This is a genomic window from Arthrobacter sp. SE2, from assembly GCF_058244265.1.
The window spans coordinates 41796-64913 of the sequence record NZ_JBZAYA010000011.1; the positions used below are offsets into that span (position 1 = coordinate 41796).

Annotated in this window: 25 protein-coding genes; 17 read left to right on the forward strand and 8 right to left on the reverse strand. The window is 63.7% G+C overall.

The annotated features are described in order from the left end of the window. The first annotated feature begins 83 nt into the window (after positions 1–83). On the forward strand, positions 84–515 hold the full coding sequence (locus AC4CS3_RS15635) for an SRPBCC domain-containing protein (protein WP_490784234.1): 432 nt from the start codon (positions 84–86) through the stop codon (positions 513–515). Positions 516–524: 9 nt separating this feature from the next. On the opposite strand, the gene AC4CS3_RS15640 is transcribed toward AC4CS3_RS15635, so the two are convergent. After that, positions 525–1262 (reverse strand): GAF and ANTAR domain-containing protein, encoded by a 738-nt coding sequence (locus AC4CS3_RS15640; RefSeq protein WP_490784235.1) that lies wholly within the window; start codon positions 1260–1262, stop codon positions 525–527. A gap of 718 nt (positions 1263–1980) precedes the next feature. Between AC4CS3_RS15640 and AC4CS3_RS15645 the strand changes: the two genes are divergently transcribed. The 6 genes from AC4CS3_RS15645 to AC4CS3_RS15670 all read left to right on the forward strand — a co-directional run bounded on the left by AC4CS3_RS15645 (position 1981) and on the right by AC4CS3_RS15670 (position 8417). Further along, complete coding sequence (locus tag AC4CS3_RS15645; RefSeq protein ID WP_490784236.1) at positions 1981–2172, forward strand: hypothetical protein; 192 nt, start codon at positions 1981–1983, stop codon at positions 2170–2172. Between the two features lie 321 nt (positions 2173–2493). After that, positions 2494–3306 (forward strand): DeoR/GlpR family DNA-binding transcription regulator, encoded by an 813-nt coding sequence (locus AC4CS3_RS15650; RefSeq protein ID WP_234754051.1) that lies wholly within the window; start codon positions 2494–2496, stop codon positions 3304–3306. After that, complete coding sequence (locus AC4CS3_RS15655) at positions 3303–4310, forward strand: 1-phosphofructokinase family hexose kinase (protein ID WP_490784237.1); 1008 nt, start codon at positions 3303–3305, stop codon at positions 4308–4310. Before AC4CS3_RS15650 ends, AC4CS3_RS15655 begins: the two co-directional genes overlap by 4 nt. A gap of 2 nt (positions 4311–4312) precedes the next feature. Continuing rightward, on the forward strand, positions 4313–6361 hold the full coding sequence (locus tag AC4CS3_RS15660; RefSeq protein ID WP_490784238.1) for a PTS fructose transporter subunit IIABC: 2049 nt from the start codon (positions 4313–4315) through the stop codon (positions 6359–6361). 34 nt (positions 6362–6395) lie between these two features. Then, positions 6396–8105, forward strand: a complete 1710-nt coding sequence (gene ptsP, locus AC4CS3_RS15665) for a phosphoenolpyruvate--protein phosphotransferase (protein ID WP_490784239.1) — start codon at positions 6396–6398, stop codon at positions 8103–8105. 33 nt (positions 8106–8138) lie between these two features. Then, the gene (locus AC4CS3_RS15670; protein WP_490784240.1) at positions 8139–8417 is read left to right on the forward strand and encodes an HPr family phosphocarrier protein; all 279 of its coding nucleotides are present in this window, start codon (positions 8139–8141) and stop codon (positions 8415–8417) included. A 95-nt stretch (positions 8418–8512) separates the two neighbouring features. Here the strand turns inward: AC4CS3_RS15670 and AC4CS3_RS15675 are convergent, their stop codons facing one another. Together AC4CS3_RS15675 and AC4CS3_RS15680 are read right to left on the reverse strand one after the other, a co-directional pair. After that, positions 8513–9463: a DNA topoisomerase IB gene (locus tag AC4CS3_RS15675; RefSeq protein WP_490784241.1), complete on the reverse strand. Its 951-nt coding sequence runs from the start codon at positions 9461–9463 to the stop codon at positions 8513–8515. Between the two features lie 31 nt (positions 9464–9494). After that, positions 9495–9974: a Dps family protein gene (locus AC4CS3_RS15680; protein WP_490784242.1), complete on the reverse strand. Its 480-nt coding sequence runs from the start codon at positions 9972–9974 to the stop codon at positions 9495–9497. A gap of 329 nt (positions 9975–10303) precedes the next feature. Here AC4CS3_RS15680 and AC4CS3_RS15685 point away from each other — a divergent pair, with 329 nt between their 5' ends. The 4 genes from AC4CS3_RS15685 (at position 10304) to AC4CS3_RS15700 (ending at position 11537) form a co-directional block, all read left to right on the forward strand. Continuing rightward, positions 10304–10474, forward strand: a complete 171-nt coding sequence (locus tag AC4CS3_RS15685) for a DUF2207 domain-containing protein (RefSeq protein ID WP_139359614.1) — start codon at positions 10304–10306, stop codon at positions 10472–10474. 97 nt (positions 10475–10571) lie between these two features. After that, positions 10572–10748 carry a CsbD family protein gene (locus tag AC4CS3_RS15690; RefSeq protein WP_234754057.1) on the forward strand — a complete coding sequence of 59 codons (177 nt, stop codon included), beginning with the start codon at positions 10572–10574 and terminating at the stop codon, positions 10746–10748. 66 nt (positions 10749–10814) lie between these two features. Beyond that, complete coding sequence (locus AC4CS3_RS15695) at positions 10815–11243, forward strand: hypothetical protein (protein WP_490784243.1); 429 nt, start codon at positions 10815–10817, stop codon at positions 11241–11243. Positions 11244–11270: 27 nt separating this feature from the next. Further along, positions 11271–11537, forward strand: coding sequence for a DUF7218 family protein (locus AC4CS3_RS15700; RefSeq protein WP_490784244.1), 267 nt, complete (start codon positions 11271–11273; stop codon positions 11535–11537). 83 nt (positions 11538–11620) lie between these two features. Here the strand turns inward: AC4CS3_RS15700 and ku are convergent, their stop codons facing one another. After that, positions 11621–12511, reverse strand: coding sequence for a non-homologous end joining protein Ku (gene ku, locus AC4CS3_RS15705; RefSeq protein WP_490784245.1), 891 nt, complete (start codon positions 12509–12511; stop codon positions 11621–11623). Positions 12512–12549: 38 nt separating this feature from the next. On the opposite strand from ku, the gene AC4CS3_RS15710 reads away from it, so the two are divergent. Beyond that, positions 12550–15045, forward strand: a complete 2496-nt coding sequence (locus AC4CS3_RS15710) for an ATP-dependent DNA ligase (protein WP_490784246.1) — start codon at positions 12550–12552, stop codon at positions 15043–15045. Positions 15046–15177: 132 nt separating this feature from the next. Here the strand turns inward: AC4CS3_RS15710 and AC4CS3_RS15715 are convergent, their stop codons facing one another. After that, positions 15178–15438 (reverse strand): hypothetical protein, encoded by a 261-nt coding sequence (locus tag AC4CS3_RS15715; protein ID WP_490784247.1) that lies wholly within the window; start codon positions 15436–15438, stop codon positions 15178–15180. A 72-nt stretch (positions 15439–15510) separates the two neighbouring features. Further along, entirely contained in the window at positions 15511–15738 is a 228-nt protein-coding gene (locus tag AC4CS3_RS15720) for a hypothetical protein (RefSeq protein ID WP_284754430.1), read from the reverse strand. A 367-nt stretch (positions 15739–16105) separates the two neighbouring features. Between AC4CS3_RS15720 and AC4CS3_RS15725 the strand changes: the two genes are divergently transcribed. Both AC4CS3_RS15725 and AC4CS3_RS15730 read left to right on the forward strand, forming a co-directional pair. Further along, entirely contained in the window at positions 16106–16909 is an 804-nt protein-coding gene (locus tag AC4CS3_RS15725) for a putative protein N(5)-glutamine methyltransferase (RefSeq protein WP_441413822.1), read from the forward strand. Positions 16910–17164: 255 nt separating this feature from the next. Further along, positions 17165–18751 (forward strand): MFS transporter, encoded by a 1587-nt coding sequence (locus AC4CS3_RS15730; protein ID WP_490784248.1) that lies wholly within the window; start codon positions 17165–17167, stop codon positions 18749–18751. Between the two features lie 109 nt (positions 18752–18860). Here the strand turns inward: AC4CS3_RS15730 and AC4CS3_RS15735 are convergent, their stop codons facing one another. Continuing rightward, positions 18861–19370, reverse strand: coding sequence for a hypothetical protein (locus AC4CS3_RS15735; protein ID WP_490784249.1), 510 nt, complete (start codon positions 19368–19370; stop codon positions 18861–18863). Between the two features lie 168 nt (positions 19371–19538). On the opposite strand from AC4CS3_RS15735, the gene AC4CS3_RS15740 reads away from it, so the two are divergent. Both AC4CS3_RS15740 and AC4CS3_RS15745 read left to right on the forward strand, forming a co-directional pair. Next, entirely contained in the window at positions 19539–20258 is a 720-nt protein-coding gene (locus AC4CS3_RS15740) for a response regulator transcription factor (protein ID WP_490784250.1), read from the forward strand. After that, positions 20255–21622 carry a sensor histidine kinase gene (locus AC4CS3_RS15745; protein ID WP_490784251.1) on the forward strand — a complete coding sequence of 456 codons (1368 nt, stop codon included), beginning with the start codon at positions 20255–20257 and terminating at the stop codon, positions 21620–21622. Before AC4CS3_RS15740 ends, AC4CS3_RS15745 begins: the two co-directional genes overlap by 4 nt. 179 nt (positions 21623–21801) lie before the next feature. Here AC4CS3_RS15745 and AC4CS3_RS15750 read toward each other — a convergent pair whose 3' ends face one another. Beyond that, positions 21802–22470, reverse strand: a complete 669-nt coding sequence (locus AC4CS3_RS15750) for a vitamin K epoxide reductase family protein (RefSeq protein WP_490784252.1) — start codon at positions 22468–22470, stop codon at positions 21802–21804. Positions 22471–22743: 273 nt separating this feature from the next. Between AC4CS3_RS15750 and AC4CS3_RS15755 the strand changes: the two genes are divergently transcribed. Continuing rightward, positions 22744–23061, forward strand: coding sequence for a beta/gamma crystallin domain-containing protein (locus tag AC4CS3_RS15755; RefSeq protein WP_490784253.1), 318 nt, complete (start codon positions 22744–22746; stop codon positions 23059–23061). Positions 23062–23118: the final 57 nt, after the last annotated feature.

Sequence of the window (23118 nt, forward strand, 5' to 3'; positions counted from 1 at the left end):
GCCAGCATCACGTACCGCAACGGCAGGCGTAGACTCTGTTGCGCCGGCGCCCGGACGCCGAGCACGTGAAAAAGGAGACTGACATGGCGGGCAACTTCATCGCGAGTTCAACCATCACGATCCACGCAAGCGCCGATCGGGTGTGGTCAGTGCTCACCGATCCCCACGACATCAAGGAGTTCATGTTCGGAACCGAGGTTGTCACCGACTGGGCGGTCGGCGGACCCATTGCTTGGCGCGGCGTGTGGAAGGGCAAAGAGTACGAGGACAAAGGTGTCATCCTCGAATTCGAGCCCGGGAAGCGGTTGGTAAACACCCATTTCAGTCCACTTTCCGGCCAAGACGATGCCCCAGAGAACTACCACACGCTGACGTGGACTTTGGAGCCCGGAGACGGGCTGACCAAGCTGACCTTGGCGCAGGACAACAACGCCAGCGCGGATGAAGCTGCGCATTCGAAGGGCATGTGGGACAGCCTCGTGGAGAGCGTGAAGAGAATCGCGGAGCGCAGCTAGCGAAGTCCCTTACGCTTCGAAGTGGGAGGCCGGCGTTTGGTTAGTCAGAGACAGCAGAAGGGATTCCGCAACATCCCTCAGTTTCTGGTTCCTTCCGTTTGAGGCCTTGGTCAGAATCCTGAAGGCCTCCTCCTGGCTGCACCGGTTCTGGCCCATGATGACGCCGGTTGCCAGATCGATGGCGGTCCGGGAACGCATGGCCTGCTCGAGGTCCTCTGCGCGTTGTTGCCTGGCACCGATCCGGACCGCCAGCCTCAAAGCCTTTTCTGCCTGGCTTGCGAATAGTTCGCAGCTGCGGATGGAGGCCTCATCGAAGGCATCGCGCTGCCGGGCGAAAAGGTTGATCGCCGCCGTCGCACCCTCTTCGAGGCCCAAGGGGACGCAGAGTACGGCCAGGTGCCCGCGTTCCGCGATGGTGGTGCAGTATTCAGGCCACTGCGAGTCCGTGGAAGTGTCAGAAACGAGTACAGACTTCCCGGTCCTCATCGCTTCCAGGCAAGGCCCGTCTCCGTAGGCTTGCTGCACCTCGTCAATGAGGCGGGCTTCGTGGTTGTTTCCTGCGACTGTCATCGATCGGCGGCGTCGGCTCAATGTGACGCCGCACAATACGTCCTGCTCGCGCGCGGCGGACACTGAGGACGCAGTGAAGATCGCAAGGTCTTCCAGGAAGCCACTGACGTCTTCACTGTCAATGATCAGATCCTGGAGTTGTCCCACTACCGAGGAATTCAGGCCCATTTCGTCCATGATTCAGTCTAGGAGCAGGAGCGCGGCAATGGCGGAACAGGCATGCGATAAAACGTCCACCACATGGACAAACGCTCTCACGGTCTTGCGCACCGGGAATACAGAGTGCAGAATTCTTCTACAGTCCGTGCAGAACTCCGGACAAAGGCCGAGCCTTCGGCCTGTTTTCGCTCAAGCAGCCGGGCGCCATTTCACTCAACGTGAAGGTGCTGCCTGATGAGCAAATGCCTGTTACCGGCGGGGAGCTAGTCGATGTCGACCCTCTCCGAATCCGCCATCCCTCATGAACCACACCAGCCCAGGGCTGCCCGCCTTTGGTGTGCCGTTTGTGGAACAGACAAGCACCTGATCATCGAATCCATCCAGGCCCAGACTCCAAGGTCTTCCCAACAGCTTGCCGTGTTTTACACGTGCACTTCCTGCGGGTTTTCCTACAGCCACGCAGCCACTGTCCAGCAGGCGGGGGCCATCCTGAATCGTCGGGGGATTCAGGATGGCCTTCTGGAGTTCGGAAGCCACTATTTCCACTGCGGTGAACCCCTCCGTGAAGCGAAAACCGCGCTGCGAAGCTTCAGGGCACCGCAAGCGGGCAGGCCCCGATCACGCAACTCTCCCCCGGAAGCCCAACTCCACATCAAGGTCTTGAGATGCAGTTGCGGGTTCGAGTTGGAAATTCCTGCTTAGCCAACGACATGCAGCATTACCCGAAGGAAGCACCATGAAGCTTGAAAGTACACAGCAGCGACGGCCCGAGGAAGACTCCCGGCAAGAGTCGGATGAGCTGGACCAAAAGAGGAACAAGCACCGGCAAGAAACGGACTCCTCTCCCCGGCCCCGCTTGCCCGACCCTCCGGACCCGGACAACCTCCCCATCGACTACCCCGGTCTACGGGAGATCGAGTGGCCGTAGGACACCTTCCGGTCCGACGATAGAGCAGCCAGCCCTTACTCGACCAACCCATCCAGGCTAGCCAGCCCTGCGTCGGACCGGTTACATCGTCGTGCCGGCCCGAGGTCGCGCCCGTCCGACGTCGAACCCGTCGTCAAACCCGCGCTCAGGGCGCCTTCAGAACCCACCCCAACCCCCTCAACAAACCCAAACCAACACAATATCTTTGTTTATGTTGTTTTCTGTTGACAGACCAACATGAACAAAGATAGAGTCAAGCAATTCCACATCATGTGATCACAGTCACTGGTGTACCTACAGCTTGTACGCAATGGAGGGTATGTGTTTGCCGAGGAGCGCCAACAGCTGATCTCCGAGCTCGTCGCCGAGCGTGGACGGGTCAGCGTCACAGACCTTGCGGATCGATTCAGCATCACCACGGAGACCGTCCGCCGTGACCTCGCCGCCCTCGAATCCGCAGGCAATCTTCGCCGTGTCCACGGTGGTGCAGTCCCGTCGGACCGGCTCAGCACCCGCGAGGAAAGCGTGGTTGAGCGTGCCATCCAGCGCCAACCGGAAAAGCTCCGTATCGCCGAGGCCGCCCTTGCCCTCATCCCCGAGAACGCAGCCGGCAGCATCCTGATCGATGCCGGCTCCACCACCGAAGCCCTCGCCCGCTTGCTGGACCAGCGCACCGCGCAGCGCACGGCGTCTTCCAACGGGAACGCCCCGCGTGAAGAACTGGTGGTTATCACCCACGCCATCCCCATCGCCGGACGGCTCTCCGGCAATCCGCGCATCGCCCTCCAGATCCTGGGTGGCCGCGTCCGCGGGCTCACCCAGGCCGCCGTCGGGCAGTCCACGGTCGAGGCCGCCTCCCGGCTCCGCCCGGACATCGCCTTCGTCGGCGCCAACGGTATCCACGCCACGTTCGGGCTCAGCACCCCTGACCCCGAAGAAGCCGCCGTCAAGGCCGCCTTCGTCACGTCCGCACGGCGCGTCGTCGTCCTCGCGGATTCCTCCAAGCTGGACGCGGAAACTCTCGTCCAGTTCGCAGCCCTCAAAGATGTGGACACCGTGATTACTGACCACGAACCCTCCGAAGAGCTCTCCGCCGCTTTGGCCGAGGCCGGCGTCGACGTGGTGATCGCATGATCGTCACTCTGACCGCCAACCCGAGCCTGGACCGCACCGTGGAGCTTCCAGCCCCCCTGGCCCGCGGCGAGGTGCAACGCGCCGTTGCCGTCCACCAGCATTCCGGCGGCAAGGGCGTCAATGTCTCCCGGGCGCTGGTCGCCTCGGGCCTGGACACCGTCGCAGTCCTGCCGGGCGGGGATTCCGATCCCGTCCTTGCCGGACTGCTCGACGACGGCGTCCCCTACGCGGCGCTCCCCATCAGTGCGCCGCTTCGCAGCAACGTGACGCTCACCGAACCGGACGGCGTCACCACCAAGATCAACGAGCCCGGCCCGGAGTTGAGCCTGGACGAGCAGGAAGCCCTGATCGGGCTGCTGCTGGACCGCTCCCGTGGCGCCAGCTGGGTGGTACTCGCCGGATCGCTCCCACCAGGAGTTCCGGCGGATTTCTACGCTACGGTCGCCCGCCGGATCCGTTCCACGCACAACGATCCTGCAAACGGCGACGCCCCGCTTATCGCAATCGACTCTTCGGGCGCCCCGCTGGTTGCCGCCATCAGTGGCGATTCACTCGGCAACATCAGTAGCAAGCCCGATCTCTTGAAGCCCAACGCGGAAGAACTGGCCGAACTGGCCGCGGCAGCGGGCCTCACGGACGTCCACACAGCTGACGAACTGGAAGCGGACCCGGGCCTTGCCGCCAGGGCCGCCGCCGCCGTCGTCGGCAGCGGTGTGGGTGCAGTACTCGCAACACTCGGTTCCAAAGGCGCCGTCCTGGTAACCGCCGACGGCGCGTGGTTCGCCACGCATCCGCCGATCCAAGCCGTCAGCACAGTTGGTGCCGGCGATTCATCCCTTGCTGGCTATCTGCTGGCCGCCACTCGCGGCGGTTCCGCGCAGGACTGCCTCCGTCAGGCTGTGGCACACGGTGCCGCCGCTGCTTCGCTGCCGGGCTCCACTGTCCCGGCGGTCCACCAAACAACTCCCGACGCCGTAACCATCACGGCCCTTCAGAAGGACTAACAGTGACCCAGCTCATCACCCCCCAACTGGTCTCCCTTGACCAGAACCTCGGCGATTCTCCCGCCGATGTCATCCGCTTCCTGGCAGGCAAAGTTGCCGCAGCGGGACGCGCCTCCGAGGTTGAAGGGCTCTTCGCCGACGCCTTCGCCCGCGAGCAGAAGACTGCCACGGGCGTACCCGGCGGCATCGCCATCCCGCACTGCCGCTCCGCTGCCGTGACTGAGCCGACGCTGGCAATGGCCCGGCTTTCACACAAGGTGGACTTCGGCGCCAAGGACGGCCCCGCGGACATCATCTTCTTCATTGCCGCCCCGGAAGGAGCAGACCAGGAGCACTTGAAGCTGCTCTCCAAGCTGGCCCGTTCCCTCATCAAGAAGGACTTCACGGCGGCCCTGCGAGCAGCCGCCACCGAGCAGGACATCGTCGACCTTGTTGAAGGCGCGCTGGCCGACAAGCCGGCTGCACATGCGGCAGAATCGGCAGCACCCGGCGCCGAGGCACCGGCTTCGGCCCGTGCCGCTTCGGCTATGGCGCCCAAGCGCATCGTCGCCGTCACGGCCTGCCCCACCGGCATCGCCCACACCTACATGGCAGCCGACTCCCTCGTGGCTGCCGCCAAGGAGATGGGCGTCGACCTCCAGGTGGAAACCCAGGGCTCGGGTGGATTCACCGCGTTGGACCCGGCTGTCATTGCCGCTGCTGACGCCGTGATCTTCGCAGTAGACGTCGATGTCCGCGGCAAGGAACGCTTCGCCGGCAAGCCGGTCATCAACGCGCCGGTCAAGCGTGGCATTGACGAGCCGGCCAAGATGGTGCGGGAAGCCCTCGCAGCTGCCTCCGACCCTCACGCCCACCGCGTTCCGCACTTCGGCGCCGAAGAAAACGCCGAACACGCATCAGAGGCCGCCAGCGAGCACTTCGGCACCAAGGTCAAGAAGGTCCTGCTGACTGGTGTCAGCTACATGATCCCGTTCGTCGCCGGTGGCGGCCTACTCATTGCCTTGGGCTTCCTCCTCGGCGGCTACGAGATCGCCGGTGCCGCCGACAAGATCCTCGGAGCGAACACGCTTGGCAACCTGCCCACCGATTTCCCCGCGCACGCTTGGGGCCCACTGGGCGCATACTTAGGCGCCGTGCTGTTCAAGATCGGCGCATTGTCCCTTGGCTTCCTCGTCCCCGCCTTGGCGGGCTACATCGCTTATGGCATCGCGGACCGGCCCGGCATCGCTCCCGGCTTCGTCTCCGGCGCTGTTGCTGGCTACATGGGCGCAGGCTTCCTGGGCGGTCTGGTAGGCGGCCTGCTGGCTGGTGTCACGGCACACTGGATCGGCACCTTCAAGGTTCCGCGCTGGCTGCGCGGCCTCATGCCCGTGGTGATCATCCCGCTCGCGGCCTCGATCGTTGCATCCGGGCTCATGTTCCTGGTTCTCGGCGGCCCCATCGCTGCAATCACCAAGGGCCTCAACGCGTGGCTCTCCGGCATGACTGGCGTCTCCGCCATCGTTCTCGGCATCATCCTTGGCCTCATGATGTGCTTCGACCTGGGCGGTCCCGTCAACAAGGTGGCCTACTCCTTCGCAGTGGCCGGCCTCGGCGCCGGAAGCGCGGCCAACCAGGCTCCTTGGCAGATCATGGCCGCCGTCATGGCGGCCGGCATGGTTCCCCCGCTCGCCATGGCACTGGCAACCGTGCTCAACAAAAAGGGCTTCAGCCTGGCCGAGCGTGAAAACGGCAAGGCAGCCTGGCTGTTGGGTGCTTCCTTCATCTCCGAAGGCGCCATCCCGTTCGCAGCTGCCGATCCGCTGCGCGTCATCCCGGCCAGCATGGTGGGCGGCGCCGTAACCGGTGCGCTGAGCATGGCCTTCGGGGTCACCTCGCAGGCTCCGCACGGCGGAATCTTCGTCTTCTTCGCCATGAACAACTTCCTGTTGTTCTTCGGCTCGATCGCGGTAGGCGTCGTGATCACGGCCATGGTCCTGCTCGCGCTCAAGCGTTGGGCAGTCCGGAAGCCGGTTGAGGCAGAGCAGGCTCCTGTTCCGGTCGCAGCCTGACCCCACCGTCAGCAAGCAAGTAGAGGACTAATCCATGCAGACCTTTTCAGGTGTAGGCGTTGCCCCCGGGCGTGTTCTGGGGCCGGTACGGCAGATGCCGAAGCCGGTTCAAGAGCCCCACGAGAACGTCAATATTCCTGTGGACGTAACCGTCGAATCGCAGGGCCAGCGCATCAAGGATGCCGCCAAGGCCGTGCAGGCGGAACTCCGTGCCCGAGCCGCCACAGCGTCCGGCGAAGGCAAAGAGGTCCTGGAAGCAACCGCCCTGATGGCCGCCGATCCCATGTTGGTGAAATCGGCCATCAGGCTCCTCTCCCCCGAGGCTCCGGGCGGCGCACGTACCGCCGAACGGGCCATCTGGGAGGCAGCTGCCAGGGTTGCAGACTCGTTGAAGGCCCTCGGCGGCTACATGGCAGAGCGCGTGGCCGACGTCCTGGACGTCCGCGCCCGCATCGTCTCTGAATTGCGTGGGCTGCCCGCGCCGGGCATCCCGGCGCCGGACGTTCCGTTCATCCTGGCCGCCGAGGACCTCGCCCCGGCAGACACTGCCACCCTGGACCCCGCCAAGGTGATCGCGCTGATCACCTCAAGCGGCGGCCCGCAGTCCCACACCGCCATCCTGGCCCGCGCCCTCGGGCTTCCCGCGATCGTCGCCGCCCCGGGGGTCGACGAGATCCGGGACGGCACCGAGGTCTACCTCGACGGCGCTGCCGGCACCATCACGGTTGACCCGGACGAGGAACTCCGCCTCGCGGCAAAGGCTTGGGCCAACCAGGCGTCTACGATTGCCGCCTTCAGCGGGAGCAACGTCATGGCCGACGGGTTCCGGGTTCCTCTGCTCGCCAACGTCGGTACAGGCGCCGACGCGGTCAAAGCCGCCGACGCCGGTGCCGAGGGCGTCGGTCTGCTGCGCACCGAATTCTGTTTCCTGGATCGTGACGACGAACCAACCGTCGAGGAGCAGATCGCCGCCTACGGCGCCGTCTTCGCCGCGTTCCCGGGCAAGAAGGTAGTGGTCCGAACCCTCGACGCCGGCGCCGACAAGCCCTTGCCGTTCCTCACCAACGCGGACGAGCCCAACCCTGCGCTGGGTGTCCGCGGGTACCGCACCGACCTCACCTCCCCCGGGGTCCTCGAACGCCAGCTGGCGGCGATCGCGGCAGCTGAGATCAACAACCAGGCAGAAGTGTGGGTCATGGCACCCATGATCTCGACGGCCGAGGAAGCCGCGCATTTCGCAGCCCTCTGCTCAGCCGCCGGATTGAAGACCCCCGGCGTCATGGTCGAAGTCCCGTCAGCTGCCCTGACCGCCGCCTCCGTGCTGCGCGAAGTCAGCTTCGCCTCGCTCGGAACCAACGACCTCACCCAGTACGCCATGGCCGCGGACCGCCAACTCGGCCCGCTCGCCACGCTCAATGATCCGTGGCAGCCCGCCGTGCTGCAGCTCGTGAAGTTGACCGCCGACGGCGCTGCTGCCGCCAGCGCGGGCGGCATCGCCCGGCCCGTGGGAGTATGCGGCGAGGCAGCCGCGGACCCCGCCCTCGCCGTCGTACTCGTTGGACTGGGCGTCGCGACGCTTTCCATGAGTGCACGCGCCCTGGCTGCCGTTTCCGCTGTCCTGGCAACCGTCACCGTGGCACAAGCCCAAAAACTCGCGACGACGGCGCTGGCCGCCCCGAGTGCATCCGCCGCGCGCCGAGCCGTTCGTGCCCAGCTGCCTATCCTGGACGAGCTGGGTCTCTAGACTTTCCCCAAGCCCACAATCGAAGGAGCAACAATGTCCGAACGTACCGCCACCATCGCCAGCCGCGTCGGCCTGCACGCCCGCCCGGCAGCCATCTTCGCCGAAGCCGCCGGCGAACTGGACCTCGAGGTCACGATCGCCCGCGAAGGCGAGCCCGCCGACGACGCCATGGACGCCGCCAGCATCCTCTCCCTGATGAGCCTCGGAGCTTCATTCGGCGACGTCGTTGTGCTGCGCGCCGAAGGTGCCGGGGCCGACGAAGCCCTGGACCACCTCGTGAAGATCCTCGAAACGGACCACGACGCCGAGTAACCCCACTGAGCATGCTCTCCCTTGGCACTCAGGGATGGACATATTCCTAATTTGTCCATCCCTCGTAGCCATCGGGGAGCATGCTCTTTGTTAGTTCAGGGCAGATTGTTCAGGTAGGCCGCAATTTCCGGCTCGGTGGCCTTGAGCTGTTCTATGTCACCGGCAAGGAAACCCTCGACGACGCGCGGATCGACGTAGGCCGCCCTCGCCACCGTGGGCGTGTTGCCGAGCAGTTCGGCGGTTTGCTTGATCGCCTCGAGGACTCGTTGGCGGGGGGGCACTTTCGATCTGCCTGCGAGCGCCATGCCGGCTGCCGCGGTCCCTTTCCACGTGCGGAAGTCCTTGGCCGTATAGTCGCCGCCGGTGATGTGGCGAAGGTACTCGTTGACCATCGCGGCATTCAGGCAGACGCTGCCCTCACCGTTCTGGAAGACCAGCAGGGACTCCTTGCCGGGCCTGCCCGCCAAGGGTCCGAGGAATCGGGCCAGCACAGGGTCCTCGATGGTGGAATCCCAGGTTTGACCGCTTTTCCCCGGGAAATGCAGGGAGACCGCATCCCTGTTGACCTTGACGTGCTTGCACCTCAGCGTGGTGAGCCCATATGAGCCGTTGCGGCGCGTGTAACCATCGGATCCAACGCGTAAGGCACCGAGATCCATGAGCCGCACGGCCGCGGCCAAGGTTTTGGTCTTCTCCGAAGCTGACTCCCTCAGATGCCGGGAGACCAGACGCCGCGCCTGCGGCAGGAGGGCCCCGAGCCGAGCAGCCCGGGCGAACTTTTCAATATCCTGGCGGGCACGCCATTCCGGGTGGTAGATGTATTGGCTCCGGCCGGCGTCGTCCACTCCCATTGCCTGGATGTGCCCGTTCTCGAACGGACATATCCAGACATCGGACCACGCCGGAGGAATCGCCAGCGAGTCAAGGCGCTTGCGCTCCCCACCCGCGATAAGCGATCCGTCCGGATGGTAGTAGCTGAATCCGCGGCCGGACCTTCGCCGGGAAATGCCCGGAGTGCCGGGTTTGCTGCGGCGGAGCCGTGGCATGCCTGGCGCCGTTTGCCTGGGTCCCGGCTTTCTAAGCTTCCTGCGGGTCTGCCACGGACGCACTCGCGGACATGATCTCGGCACTGATCATCCAGGCGAGCTGCTCCAAACGGGCGATGAACGCGTGGAGCAGGTCCGCCGTCGTGGGGTCTTCTTTGTCTACTTCGTCGTGGACATCACGTATGGTTTGTACCGTCCGCTCCAGGCGGTCGGTGATCAGTTTTACGGCGTCTTTGGTTTTGGTCAATCCCGCGGGGAATCGCTCCAGCCTGGTTGAGGCAGCGATGGTGCTGCTGCGGCCATCCGGAAGGGCATGGAGCGCCCGCATCCTTTCGGCGGTTTCATCGGCGAACTCCCGGGCCGCTGCGACGAGTTCGTCAAGCTGCAGATGCAGGTCCCGAAAATTGGCCCCAACGATGTTCCAATGCGCCTGTTTTCCTTGGAGCTGGAGTTCAATCAGATCCGTCAGGACCAGCTGGAGATTATCTGCCAGGGTTTGCGATGCTTTCACGTTTTCTCCTCCTAGACGACCATCCGATGCGTGCGCTGGAACCCGGCGCACGACCTTCCAATTAGCCTACGACGATATCCAAAAATCTTTGTAAGCGTACTTAGTACTTGATTTGATAAGGGTGCTTAGTAGTACCATGGAGGAAGTCGGTACCGGTCCCTAACGGATGAAAACCCCGAAAATATGGGCGGTATCGCTACAGCAGGACCTTGCACGGGGCCTGGGGGCCTGGCGGGGAACCACGGTTCGCAAGTGAACCGATAACCGAATACATCGCAAGGGGCCCGGGCGCTTGCCGGCGGTCCCGCTGAAGTAAGGAATGTGTCATTGTGAACACTCTTCTGATCATTGCAGGCGTTGTGGCAATCGTTCTTCTGCTCGTCGGCGGATTCTCGCAGGCCGTGAGCTGGCTCCTCTGGGTCGGTGTGGTCCTCCTGATCGTCGCGGCCATCGGCTGGCTCCTCAGCTTCATGTCCGGCCGTAGGTCACACGGCGTTTGACCGACAACAGCAGTTAGGGCGCCTGGCCCCTGCCGGCCAGGCCCCACACCGCTTGGCGGAATGAAGTAATCCATTTACCAGCAAAAGGAGTACGTCCATGGGTGCAGATGACAAGATCCAGAACGCCGGAGAAAAGCTTGCAGGCAAATCCAAGGAAGCGGCTGGAAAGCTGACGGGCAACGAGAAGCTCGAAGCCGAAGGCAAGATGGATCAGAGCAAGAGCGACCTGAAATCGGCCGGCGAAAAGGTCAAGGACGCTTTCAAGAAGGACTAAATCCGCCCGAAGTGCGGCTTCCGCCTCGCGCGGGAGCCGCACTTCCCGCTTCAAGGAGTTAAGTCGATGCCGACTATCTCTGACCCGATCGTTCCCAACGGCGCACCTCACCCCAGAGCGGAACGAATCTGGTGCGGCACTTGCCGCACTGCCGAGCACGTGATCCTGGATTCCATCGAGCCGCTCGAACCGCCGGTGGCAGAGCTCGTGGATGTCGCTTACACCTGCGTGGAATGCGACACGTTCTATGCCCATGCGGCGACTTTCCAGGACGTCGCGGCCATCCTGAACCAGCGAGGCTCAGTATCAGGTGTGCTGCAATTCGGCGGCGAATACATCCATTGCGGCGAACCTATGAGGATATCGGGAACCGGATTCCACAGCGTGTATGCGCCAATGTCCACTGAGGACCCCGCTGTCGATCTGCTCGATGTGTACCTGGCGACAAAGGTGTTGCAGTGCCGCTGCGGGTTCCGGATGGAGCTTCCGTCTTAGCCAGGATCCTGACCGAAGGAGGAACGCATGCCAAACAAGAAGAATCCCAGCCTCAAGGATCCGGAACTCTACGAAACCCTTCGGGAGGATGGCGCCTCGAAGGAAAAGGCCGCCAGAATCTCGAATGCCGCGGCCAAGGAGGGCCGCAAGGAAATCGGCCATCGTGGTGGCATCTCGGGTGACTATGAGGACTGGACCGTGCCCCAATTGAGGTCCCGGGCCAAGGAACTGGGGCTCACAGGGTACTCAAGCAAGAAGAAATCCGAGCTGATCTCGGCGTTGCGAAACCACTAGGCCCTCGGAGGAACATGTGCCTTGCTCCGGCGCGGGCGCGGAGGGACATGTCCAGCTTTCGCGGAGCGCACGACGGCGGCGCGTCAGGCTTTCCTGACCCTCGCCCTCGGCTTGCTGGCCGCCTTGGCGGTGGCGCCGTCGTCGGACTCTTCGGTGGACGACGCAGCGGACGACCCGCTGGCTTCTTTGCCGCGTTTCTTCTCCAAACTCCGTTTGAGGGCTTCCATGAGGTCGATGACCTCGCCGCCTTCCCCTTCGCTGGCTGCTACACCGAACGTCTCCTCGGTATCGATGGAGTCTCCCTTTTCGAGCTTGGCTGCGATGAGTTGGCGCAATTGAACTTGGTAGTTGTCGGTGTATTGCTCGGGTTCGAAGTCGCGCGCCATCGAGTCCACCAGGGCCGAGGACATTTCGAGTTCCTTGTCGGAGATCTTGACGTCGGTTTCCAGCGACGGGAAGTTGGCTTCGCGGACCTCGTCGTCCCAGAGCAGGGATTGCAGCATCAGCACGTCGCCACGTACCCGGAGCGCGCCGAGCCTGGTCTTCTGCCGGAGGGCGTACTGCACAATGGCCACGCGCTCGGTGTCCTGCAGTGTGCGCAGAAGCAGCATGTAGGCCTTGGGCGACTTGGAATCCGGCTCGAGGTAGTAGGGCCGCTCGTACATGATGGGATCCAACTGCTCAGCCGGAACGAACTCCACCACTTCGATTTCGCGGCTGTTCTCCGCAGGCAGCGACTTCAAATCGGCCGCGGACAGCACCACCGTACGGCCTTCCTCTTCGTAGGCCTTGTCGATATCCTCGTAATCCACAACAGAGGCGCAGATTTCGCACTTCCGCTGGTAACGGATGCGGCCTCCGTCCTTGTTGTGGACCTGATGGAGACTGACATCGTGGTCCTCGGTGGCGCTGTAGAGCTTGACGGGTACGTTGACCAGCCCGAACGCGATAGAACCCTTCCATATGGCCCTCATGCACTAAGTGAACATCACAACAAGGCGGAGGTGAAGAGGTGGCAACCAGCCAGAAGGAACGCGTCAACGTCGAAGGCCACGAACTGACGCTCACCAACCTGGGCAAAATCATCTACCCGGAGACTGGCACCACCAAGGCCGAAGTGCTCGAATACTATGCCGCCGTAGCCCCGTTCCTGATCCCGGCTGCCGCCAACCGGCCCGCAACCCGTAAGCGCTGGGTGCACGGGGTAGGGACCACCGAGGATCCCGGGCAGATGTTCTTCCAGAAGAACCTGGATGACTCCACGCCGTCGTGGGTTCCGCGGGTCACCATCCAGCACAGGGAACACAGCAACGTTTACCCGCTCGTCAACAACCTCGCTACGCTCACCTGGCTGGCCCAGATTGCCGCCTTGGAAATCCACGTGCCGCAATGGCAAGTGGACGCCGACGGAACCATGTTGCCGCCGGACCGCCTTGTCCTGGACCTCGACCCCGGTCCCGGCACCGGCCTTTCCGAATGCGTCGAAGTCGCCAAGCTGGCGCGCAGCATCCTGCAGGACATCGGCCTCGATCCGGTCCCTGTGACGAGCGGCAGCAAGGGGATCCATCTTTACGCCGGGCTGGATGGCACTCGCAAATGGGAGCAGGTCTCCGCGTTCGCGCACGAGTTGGCGCGCTCGCTCGAAGCCGACCATCCGGAACTCGTGGTCAGCGACATGAAAAAGACTCGGCGCAACGGCAAGGTGCTGGTGGACTGGAGCCAGAACAGCGGGAACAAGACCACCATCGTCCCGTACTCCCTCCGCGGTCGGGTCCACCCGATGGTCGCTGCACCGAGGACGTGGCATGAACTCGCCTCGCCCACGCTCGAGCATCTGGACTTCACGGCCGTCATGAAGCGCGTCAAAGAGGGAAAGGACCCCTTCGCCGCGGTGGCGGCCGGGCGGTCCGAGCATACGCACGAGCATGGGAGCACCGCCATCGGGGGCACCGCCGTCGGGAGCACCGCGGTAAACCCGCGGCTGGCCAGCTACGTGGAGAAGCGCGACCCGCAGCGGACGCCCGAACCATTTCCCGCCGTCGAGCACCAACCCGGTTCGCGCCCGCTCCAGGCGGACACGGAACCCAATCCGCCCGGCGGAATCTTCGTCATCCAGGAGCACCATGCCCGCCGTTTCCACTTGGACTTCCGGCTGGAGCACAACGGAGTCCTGGCGTCCTGGGCGTTGCCGCGGGGCGTGCCGGACACTCCGGACAAGAACCATCTCGCGGTCCGGACTGAGGACCACCCGATGGAGTATGCGGAATTCGCGGGCATCATTCCGAAGGGCGAATACGGTGCCGGGACAGTCAGCATCTGGGACAGCGGCGAGTTCGAGTGCGAAAAATGGCGTGACGGCAAGGAAGTCATCGCCACCCTCACAGGCAAGCCCGGCGGCGGATTGCACGGCACCCGGCGCTTTGCGCTCATCCACACCGGGGAGTCGCCGTCTCAGTGGCTAATCCACCTGATGAAGGACAAAACGGGCCACCGGACGGTGCTGTTGCCCGACGCCCAGCCACAACCGAACGGGACCCCCAGCTACGCGCCCATGCTCGCAACACCCGGAACCCCCGCCGATGTCTCCTCCGGCGACTGGTTGTTTGAGCTCAAATGGGACGGATTCCGGGCCATCGTTTCAGGTTCGGGCGGCAAGATCAGGTTGACCAGCCGCTCCGGGATCGACATGACTCCCACCTATCCCGAACTGGCGGATCCGCGCTACTGGCCTGACTATGACTTCGTGGCAGACGGCGAAATCGTCGCACTCAGCAAGGACGGCCGGCCCAGCTTCGAGTTGCTCCAGAAGCGGATGAACCTCTTCAAACCCGGCGACGTCGAACGCGCCCGGGCCGCGGTCCCCGTGCAGCTCATGGTGTTCGATCTCCTCTACGACGCCGGATCCCAAGGCAGCGCCGACCTCGCCTCCCTGCCGCTCAGCGAGCGCCGGGACAGGCTGGCGGCCTTCCGTGCCAAGCTGCCGGCCCAGGGCTCCCCTATCCATGTATCCGAGATCCTGGAACATGACCTCGACGACATCTTGGCGAGCGCCAGCGAGCTTGGCTTGGAGGGCGTCATGGCCAAGCGCGCGGATAGCCGGTACCAACCGGGACGGCGCAGCAGGTCCTGGATCAAACTCAAGTTGGAACGCACGCAGGAAGTGGTGGTGGGTGGCTGGCGGCCCGGTGCCGGGGCGAGGCTCGGAACCATTGGATCGTTGCTGGTGGGGATTCCCGACGGCGACAAGCTGCGCTACGCCGGCAGGGTAGGCACCGGGTTCAAGGACTGGCAGCTGCGCGACATCCTGAAGCGCATGCAGGGGCTCGACCGCCCGGACTCCCCCTTCCGCGACATCCCCGCCGAGGACGCCGCCACCGCGCACTGGGTGTCCCCCGAGCTCGTGGGAGAGGTGACGTTCGGCGACTGGACCGGCACCGAAAGGATGCGCCATCCCGTCTGGCGCGGATGGCGCCCCGACAAGTCTCCCGCCGACGTCGAGCGCGCATAGCCCAGCCCCCACGCGCACGCCCCCCGCACGCCCCCGCACGTAGCTCAGCCCAACTGACTGGCAGCAGATGTCGTTATGAGGGCTCATAACGACATTAAGTGCGAGTTAGTTGGGCTGAGGGGGCGAATATTCCTAAGAGGAGTGCGGCAGCTGGGGACGGCTGGTGCGGTGGACCGCGGCGACCGCCGCCTGTTGGCCGACGCGGCCGTGGCTGGCGCCGCGATCCTTGGGGTGCCTGGTCTTGCCGCTTCCGTCTGGCCAGGCCTGTCCTTGGGTCGAGCCGAGGGCCATGGCCACAGTTGCAGGGGCCGGCATGGGCGCCTTATCCATGGACTCGACCAAGTGGCTGGCCACCTCGGAGTTGATTTGTTGCTCAACGTGCTTCGCAGCCATTGTTCTTCCTTTCTGCATTGAAACGAAGGGATTTTCCATACTAGGTGGGAGCGGTCCGCTTGTCTGCAGGATCTACCAGCGGACTTTCTTCTCGGACTTGGCCAGCTTGCCACTCGCTTGAGTGGGCTTGTGTCCTTTTCCGGTGCTTTGCCAGCTGTTCGCTGCCCCGCCACGGGATTTGCTGGCCAGCATCTCCTTCTGCGCGTCAGTCAGTTTCGATCGGACACCGGCAGCCGGGGCGTCGGTTTCCTGCGCTACTGGTTCCTGCCCGGCGTCGGTTTCGGGTGTGTTCGGTGTCATGCAGTGGACTCCTTTAAAGCTCTTGATTTGCCGGAGGAGGTATCGGGACGCGACGTCCGCTGCCAGACCCTGGGTCTAACAAAAGCAACAGAAACGGCGCGGAGGCGAAGCCTCAGCAGGCGTGGATTTTTGTCGGTTCAAACTCAGCGGTGCCGGTAAGCATCTTCAGTGCCTTGCGGGCATCTGCGACGAACCGGGATCGGCTGGTCTATTCAAAAATCAGTGTTCCCATGCACCCACCCTAGACACTCCTCAGCGTGTTTGTGAACCCCGGCTTTTGTCGACGCCGTTTCGCGCATGGCCTCCGCCTTCGCTCTCGGCTAGCATGGCCCGGAGAGCACCCCTCGGTACCCCGAAAGGCTCTCCCATGTCAGCACCCGCGTTCCAGCCTTCCCATTCCGCCGTCACAGCCCGGCTCCGTTCTGCCGGTTGTGTCTTCGCCGAGGACGAGGCCCGGCTCCTCATCGCCGCGGCGCACGCCCCCGAGGATCTTGAGCGGTTGCTCGGACAACGCGTCTCGGGATTGCCCCTTGAATACCTCTTGGGGTGGGCTGAGTTCTGCGGCCAACACATCACGGTGGAACCTGGCGTCTTCGTCCCCCGCCGCCGCACGGAGCACCTCGTCCAGGAGGCTGCCCGCCTCGTCCGGCCGGGCGCCGTCGTCGTCGATCTTTGCTGTGGCTCGGGTGCCGTGGGTGCCGCTTTGGTTGCCGCAGTGGGCGGCATTGAGCTTCACGCGGCCGACGTCGACCCCGCAGCGGTCCGCTGCGCCCGCCGAAACATAGGGCTGGCGGGCGGCCAGGTGCACGAAGGCGATCTCTTTTCGGCCCTGCCGGACACTCTTCGCGGCCGGGTGGACGTCCTGGTGGCCAACGCCCCCTACGTCCCTACGGACTCGATCGGGATGATGCCGCCGGAGGCCCGGCTGCATGAACCGCGGGTGGCGCTCGACGGCGGCTCGGATGGTTTGGATGTGCAGCGCCGGATCGCCAGAGAGGCTCCGTCGTGGCTCGCTCCCGGGGGGCGGCTGCTGATCGAAACGAGCATCCGGCAGGCCCCGACGACGGCGGCCTTGTTCGGGGACGCCGGTCTGTCCGCGCTTGTGGTCCATTCTGAAGAATTCGATGCCACGGTGGTGCTGGGGAAACTACGGGAAACCCACCGGAAATGATCAGCAAACTGTGCGTTTCGGGCCCCTGAACCAAACAATTTGGTAACGCACCCCCGGATCGCGCCAAAATCCGCGTGATTCCGGGGCTGTAGGGGGCAAATGGATGTCAGACATTTGCCCCGAAAAGGGGGTGGAATAGCCCCGAATTACAGGGCCCGACTCTCAGATCCGGCGAATCTCGCGTAAAATTGAAACCCTGCCCAGAGCGGAGCAGCTGTATGTCGCAAGCAAATGATCTCCCTAGGAGAAACACAAATGCCCACAGACCGAAGCATTACCGACTCTTCAGCAGGCGCTAGGAACGCTGCTGCAACGAGCAAGACTGCACCACGCGGTGCCTCAAAATTGAAACTTCCAACACGCCGTCGACTCAAGGTATCCGACGTCAACGTCGTTGACCAGCCCATGCTGAAAAAAGCACTCGGCGGCACGATCGTCGGCAACACCATGGAATGGTACGACGTCGGCGTGTTCGGCTACCTCATCACCACGATGGGGCCGGTCTTCCTGCCGGAGGCCGATAAGTCCGTGCAGACCCTCTTCCTTCTGGGAACATTCGCCGCAACCTTCGTGGCACGGCCACTCGGCGGCGTAATCTTCGGCTGGCTCGGTGACAAGGTGGGCCGCCAGAAGGTGCTCGCCACAACACTCTTGCTGATGGCTGCCAGCACCTTCGCCGTCGGACTCCTGCCTGGATACGCACAAATCGGCATCTGGGCGGCTGTGCTGCTCGTCCTCCTGAAACTTATCCAGGGTTTCTCGACCGGCGGCGAATACGCCGGCGCGACTACGTTCGTGAGCGAATACGCTCCGGACAAGCGCCGCGGTTTCTTCGCGAGCTTCCTGGATATGGGCTCCTACATCGGCTTCGCCCTGGGTGCGGCCCTCGTTTCCATCCTCCAGCTCACCATCGGCCAGTCGGCCATGGAGGACTGGGGCTGGCGACTGCCGTTCCTCCTCGCTGGTCCCCTCGGAGTCATTGCGGTGTATTTCCGTAGCAAGATCGAGGAATCACCCCAGTTCCAAGCCACTTTGGATGCCCAGGAAGCCCTCGCCGCGGACGCCGCAGCAGGCGACGCCGCGGTAGCCAAGGGCCCCATCGGCATCGTGAAGGCTTACTGGCGCCAGATCATCCTCGCCATGATCCTTGCCGCCGCCGCCAACACCGTGGGCTACATGCTGACTTCCTACATGCCCACCTACCTGACCGAGTCCAAGGGCTACGACCCCGTTCACGGCACGCTGCTGACCATCCCGGTGTTGGTCATCATGGCAGTCTGCATTCCGCTGACGGGCAAGCTCTCCGACCGGATCGGCCGCCGGCCCGTACTGTGGATCGGTGCCATCAGCACCGTTGTATTCGCCGTTCCGGCTTTCCTGCTGATCGGCATCGGCGATATCTGGTCAACGCTTGCCGGCCTGGCCCTGATCGCCTTCCCGGTCACGTTCTATGTGGCAAACCTCGCCTCTGCGCTGCCGGCACTGTTCCCGACCTCCAGCCGTTACGGGGGAATGGGCATCGCCTACAACTTCTCCGTAGCGATCTTCGGCGGCACCACACCGTTCATCGTCGCCGCCTTGATCCAGGGCACTGGCAACGACATGATGCCCGCGTATTACCTCATGGGCACGTCCGTGGTTGGCGCAATCGCCATCTACTTCCTGCGGGAATCCGCACAGCGCCCGCTTCCGGGCTCCATGCCGAGTGTGGACACCCAGGCAGAGGCCCGCGAGCTGGTGGCCACCCAGGACACCAACCCGTTGATCGACTTGGACGAAATGCCGTTCGACGACGGCACACTCGTAGCAGCAGAGCCGGACCGGGACCCCGTCCCGGCCTAGGCACACAGCGGGCGGGGGCTGCGGGCGGCCCGCGCCGGCAGAACAAGGCTGGTTATTTGTAGCGGAACGCTACAAATAACCAGCCTTGCCGTCGTTTAAGCCTTGTCCCTTAGGCCTTGCGGTCGGCCTTCTGCTCCTGCATCCGCTTTGCCTGCGCCTGGATCTTCGGACCGTAGCCGCCATTCAGCGCGGTGTCCCTGATGTGGGTGGCTTTCGCGACCCGGTCGCCGTCCGCAGCATCCTTGAGCGCTTTCAAGTCCGCCTGCAGGGCGGCTGGAAGCTTTGCGGCCAGCTTCGGGCGCTTGTCCAGGATGAAGGTGGCGATCTTCGCGGCGCGCTGACCGTAACCCGGCTTGCTGCTGTCGCCGTTGACGAAGAACCGCAGCCCGGCCGCGAGCGGGTGGCGCGCCAGGGCCGTCTTGGCCGCCACGGCCGCCGTCGTTGGCTGAGAGGCGGCTGCCGCCGTCGCGCTCGTGCTGTTTGAGGTGGCTGCGTTTGCGGCGATCACGCCGCCGCCCAGCAGGAGGCCAGCTGCCAGGACGCCGACGACGGCGGTGCGGACCCTGCTGCGCTTGCGGCCTTCAGCGGGGGTACTGGAGCTCGGGGTGCTGTTGTTCATTGTCCGTGTCCTTTGTTCCGGCCGGCGGTCGATCCTCCGGCGCTCTTCACCACACTCTGGTCCGGCCGCGTGAACTGACTGTTCGGCCAATGTTCGAGGAATGTAAAACCGTCGCCACCGGCTGACAACGACGCTCCAAGGGAACCGTCCGTGCTGTTGAATGGACGCATGGAAGACAGCCGCGGATTGGTGCTGATTGCCGAGGATGAACAGGCGATTGCCGATATCCAGCGCCTCTATCTGGGCCGCGCGGGGTTCGGCGTACACGTTGAGCGGGACGGGATTTCCGCGCTGGCACAGATCAAGCGGCTCAAACCGGTCGCGGTGATCCTCGACGTCGGGCTGCCCGGCATGGACGGGATCGAGCTCTGCAGGCAACTGCGGCAGGCGGAGGACTGGACGCCGGTATTGTTCGTCACTGCCCGCGATGAGGAGGTGGACCGCGTCCTTGGCCTGGAATTGGGCGCGGACGACTATCTCGCCAAGCCGTTTTCGCCCTCCGAACTGGTCGCCCGGGTCAAGGCCGTCCTGCGCCGGACCGAAGGCACTCCACGGTCCAAACCACTCGTGCTGGGCAGCGTCGAACTGGATCCGCTGAACAGGACCGCACGCGCCGGCACCGAGGAACTCACGCTGACCGCCACCGAATTCGACCTCCTCGCGTACCTCATGGCGCAGCCTGGCCGGGTCTTTTCCCGTGAGCAGCTCCTGTCCGCCGTATGGGGGCAGGCCAGTTACGCCGCCGGACGGACCGTGGATGTGCACATCGCGCAGCTCCGCGCCAAGCTCGGCGAGTACTCCCCCATCGCGACAAGCCGCGGCGTCGGCTATTCCGCCGCAGCTTCCCAATCGTCCGGCCCCCGCCCCGCCGCCGGGAGAGCCACGTGAGGCGCTGGTTCGGCACACTGGCCGGTCGCACGACGGCGGTGATCGCCGCCGTCGCGACTGTCGCCGTCGTACTTGCCGGCCTTCTGGCCGCGCAACTGGTCAACGCCACGGCCGTGGACGAAGCCAAGAAGTATCTCGCGGTTGAGGCCGATTCCCTCAGTAAGCAGTCAAGCATTGGAAGCCTGCAGGACCTTCGCGCAGATCTGCTCACGCACGGCGCGAGGCTAGCGCAAATCAGCACCGACGGTCGCGTGACAGGCGGCGGGGCAAGGCTGGTGGATGCCAGGACAGTGGCGGATGTCCTCGCCGGAAAGTCGGTCTCGACGTCGGTGAACGGTCCGCAGAACACCGTGGTCCTCGAGGCCCGGCCCTTGGCGGCCGGCGGTGGCGTTGTACTGGCTCAGCCCGTGTCCGAAATCCGCGCCGCCGCTGCTCCCCTGTTGAGCCGCATGCTGATCGCCCTCGCGGTCTGCCTCGTGTTCGCCATCGTGGCGGGCGGCCTGTTGGCCCAATGGTTGAGCCGGCCCTTGGTGCGCACAGCACATTCGGCCCATCGGCTCGCGGCCGGAGAACGATCCGTGGCTGTCGCGCCAGGCGGCCCGGCCGAAGTAGTGGAAGTTTCGCAGGCGCTGGCGGCCCTCGACGCCGCGCTCCGGACCAGCGAGGGGCGCCAACGCGAGTTCCTGCTTTCCATTTCGCATGAAATCCGGACGCCCCTGACCGCGCTGCGGGGCTACGCGGAGGCACTTGCCGATGGCGTGGTCAGCGGAAACGACGTGGTCGGGGTCGGGCGGACCCTCGTGGCCGAAACCAACCGCCTGGACCGTTTTGTCCGCGATCTCCTGGAATTGGCTCGGCTTGAGTCCGACGATTTCCGCGTGGAAATCCAGCCCGTGGACGCATCCTTGATCCTGCGCGAGAGTTGGCAGGCCTGGCAAGCGGTGTGCGTCCAGAACGGGGTCGCGGGACGGCTCGAACTGCCTCTTGGGCCCTTGCCGGTCCGCAGCGATGGCCAGCGGCTGCGCCAAGTGGTGGACGGCTTGCTGGAGAACGCCCTGCGCGTGACACCTGAAGGGGTTCCCGTTGTGCTCGCCGCGTACCTTTCCGGCAGCGCGCTCACTGTGGAAGTGCGCGACGGCGGACCTGGCCTCACGGAGGCGGATGCCGCCGTCGCGTTTGAACGCGGTGCGCTCTTTGCGAGATACAGCGGAGAACGGCCTGTTGGAAGCGGACTGGGTTTGTCCATCGCCGCAAGGATCGTGCAGCGGATGGGTGGCCGCATCAGTGTGCGAGCTGCGCGTGAGGGCGGCGCGGCATTTGTGGTGGAGTTGCCTGGCATTCCCGTGGACTCCCGGCAAACGTAGACTCTGCGCATGCCTGATGTTCCGGTGGGTTCGCTGCACCACGTAGAGATCTGGGTACCTCATATCGCCCGGGCCTGACTTGGCCCGCGTCTTTAGTTGGTGGCAAGCCAGGGCTTGACCTGATGCCTCCAGCCCAGCATGCTTGCATTCCCTGATGCTTTTGCACCAGAACCAAGGGCTCAGAAGCCCGAGGTTCCCACGAAAACTTGGATGAACGCGAAGAAGATTGTCGCGATCACGGTCACGTACAGCAGCGCAGTGATGATCCATCCATAGTCGCCCAGGATCTGCGCGGCCTTGTCCGGTACAGGTATTATCCCGGCGGTGATGTTCCGGATGGTCAACCATACGAAGAGTGGAATCATCGCGGCCCAGACGATCATGCAGAATGGGCAGAGTATGTGGATGTCGTAAAGGGCCTGGGACCATAGCCATACTACGAAGATGAAGCCGAGAGAGACTCCTGTTTGCAGTCCCAGCCAGTACCACCGCGCAAACTCGGCCCCGGACAGCAGCGCCATTCCTACGGTGATGATGATGGCGAAAGCCACGATTCCGATGAACATGTTGGGGAAGCCGAAAACTGAACTTTGCCATCGCTGCATCACTTGGCCGCAGGAAATCCAAGGGTTTACGTCACAGACGGTGATGTGGTTGGGGTCTTTGAGTACCTCGAGCTTTTCCAGGACAAGGACGCCTGAGGCGAACCAGCCGATAACACCAGCTATCACCATGAGCCAACCAAGGTGCCGATTGCTCGTCATAGGCGGGGTAGTTGCGGTTCGCTTGTCCGAGGAAAACGTCTGTCCAACGGAACGAATGCCGATGGCTGATGAGGTAGTGGGCATTCCTGCGGCGTCCTTTTCAGCTGGTACTTCCTGCCAGTGTAATGGCTTACCGTCGCTACGATAGCGAACTGGCCAAATTCTTAAACCGATCAGAGAAGTCAGAATTGCAGACAGGCGCGCATCGCCGGCTCGGAGAAACCACGACGTTTATCGACACGGACAACTGAGTACAGCGTCGTTGACCCGCTCTTGCGAGCTGTGATAGCTTCAACGCCCATCGGCAAGGAAAGCGCCTGAATGTAGATCATCCGCAGCACAAATATTGGGGGGAAAATGAAAGCGAAGAAGTCTATTACTGCTGCCTTCACCGGCATAGCCCTGAGCGCCGGCATCGCCTTGGCTGGCGCGCCCGCAGCAAACGCAATCAATCGTGTCGGTTGCAATAACAACGCATATCTGTGGCTCTTTTCGGGAGCCACCACATGCTGGGCTAACGCGGGCACCACTAACGTCCATCTCGCCGGCGTCTTCCAACTTTCCTCTGGAAACAATGATGGAAATATCGCCACGAGCGCCGGAGCGAAGTACTTTGGGAAGAACGCCTGGTTGCAGTTTGCAAACACCACGGTCTCGCAAATCTCCATTTACTAAACAGCGAATTGTCGAAAATCCGCCGTCAGAGTCGCCATGCGGCCCTGACTGTTTCGG